Here is a 1,570-nt window from a genome sequence, read left to right on the forward strand (position 1 = left end):
CTGGGGTGTGGATAAGCTGCGCCGTCACTATGATTGGAGCGGTAAGGTGTGCCCGCGTTTGATGCACAACAATGGTAGCTGGAGCGGATGGATTGAATTTAAAAACAGGGTTACCGCTAAGCTGCAACCTGAAAATGAGGAGGATCAACCAATGACAGAAGCCGAACAGAAAGCAATTGTGGATCTACAGAAAACAGTTAAAGAGCTAGGGAAGCAAATCACGGATCTAAAACAGTTAGTACCGGCTCCTGCATGGTTTGGTAAAGAATTCAAAAACATCGATTTAGGCAGCATCATTCATGACCCCAATTTCACTGAGGAAGGCTGGCGAACGTTGGCCGTAGCACTGAGAGTATCCAATTAAGCAAGAGCCCACTAACCATTGCGGTCGGTGGGCTCTTTTTTATTTGGTTATCAACCCCATTGACCGGAGCTTTCGTTTGATTTCATTTATCTTATCTCGCTTGCCATAAAAATCCCATGCGCTTGGAATTTTGATTATTTAAAGAGCTTTTTAATTAATTTAAAAATATCAAAGGTAGTTTGATTGTACACTTTGTTGTATACAGCTTTCTTCGGATTTCGCACCCAACCCCATCCTCGCGGCATCTTCACACCTAGCCGGTGCACGACCTGCCGTTTGACGCTAGTCCTGGCAGCTATCCTCTTTTTAAGACTTGGCATCCGCATTCCGAATTTCAAGGTATCAACCCCTCACATTGTTACTCCTATATTAATGGTTAATACCTAATCATGGTAGGGTTAGTTGAGTTTTTGTTGAAACGAACATGTGTTTGTATTAAAATGAGAACAAACATTCGCGTTGGAGTGAGGGGTATGATTGAAAACTTTATTGATAGGACAGTACAAATTATCTACAATGATCACAAACGGAACATTTCCATCCAAACCATACTAGTTAGATCGGTGGGAGACGGGCGAGTTAAGGCACACTGTTATACTGCCAATGCCCCTCGCATATTTACCATAGCAAACATTATAGATGTGGAGTTGATAAAGCAACATGCTTGATGATACCGCTCGTAAGGTCTTAACGGTGCTCTTTAACGTTTACCGCAACAATCCATCTAGTATCGATATTTTATATATCAGTCAGCTTTCTCTTCGAACTGTGGATCAGGTGAAAGATGCAATAAATGAGCTAGTCAAAGAGGGCTTTGTTTTATGGGATAGAAAAGCTAATGCGTTTAAAGTGCTATATAACCGCGAAGCAGCTAAGCCGGTAATGCCCCGAGGATGGAATATATGATGAAAGTAAATCGTCTAGATCCACAGAGCAATAAAATGTGGTCAAGCAGCCGTATGATGTTGCCTGAGCATGTTGTAGCGATAAATAAGCAACGAAATGAATTGGAGGATTTGGACATGGCAAAAGCAAAAGGACCGAAAAGACCAACTAGGGATGAATTTGAGATGGAGGAACTGGGTGAGCGTCTGGTCGAAGCTCAACAAGAGGAATTGCAAATAAATCTTGTTGTTTGGAATTGGGATCAACCTGTGATTGGAAAAATAACAAAGATGGACTCGCGAACAAAGTCGGTTCATGTAG

General features: G+C 42.0%; 3 protein-coding genes and 1 pseudogene. 3 read left to right on the forward strand and 1 reads right to left on the reverse strand.

The genetic code is table 11. The features are described from left to right. Window positions 1-364, forward strand: a pseudogene (locus AC787_RS34595) (N-acetylmuramoyl-L-alanine amidase); the annotation flags it as partial. A 134-nt stretch (window positions 365-498) separates the two neighbouring features. Here AC787_RS34595 and AC787_RS35005 read toward each other — a convergent pair. Continuing rightward, window positions 499-702 carry a hypothetical protein gene (locus AC787_RS35005; RefSeq protein WP_054029200.1) on the reverse strand — a complete coding sequence of 68 codons (204 nt, stop codon included), beginning with the start codon at window positions 700-702 and terminating at the stop codon, window positions 499-501. 322 nt (window positions 703-1,024) lie between these two features. Here AC787_RS35005 and AC787_RS32850 point away from each other — a divergent pair, with 322 nt between their 5' ends. Both AC787_RS32850 and AC787_RS33595 read left to right on the forward strand, forming a co-directional pair. Beyond that, complete coding sequence (locus tag AC787_RS32850; RefSeq protein ID WP_054029202.1) at window positions 1,025-1,270, forward strand: hypothetical protein; 246 nt, start codon at window positions 1,025-1,027, stop codon at window positions 1,268-1,270. Beyond that, on the forward strand, window positions 1,267-1,570 hold a 304-nt coding region (locus AC787_RS33595), incomplete at its 3' end, for a YolD-like family protein (RefSeq protein ID WP_054029203.1). The genes AC787_RS32850 and AC787_RS33595, both read left to right, overlap by 4 nt.

The organism is Bacillus sp. FJAT-28004 (genome assembly GCF_001280845.1).
Taxonomy (GTDB): Bacteria; Bacillota; Bacilli; order Paenibacillales; family Paenibacillaceae; genus Pristimantibacillus.

Bases quoted from the DNA above. Each gene is read 5' to 3' on its own strand.
- AC787_RS32850 (WP_054029202.1), top strand. From the start codon at position 1,025: ATGCTTGATGATACCGCTCGTAAGGTCTTAACGGTGCTCTTTAACGTT.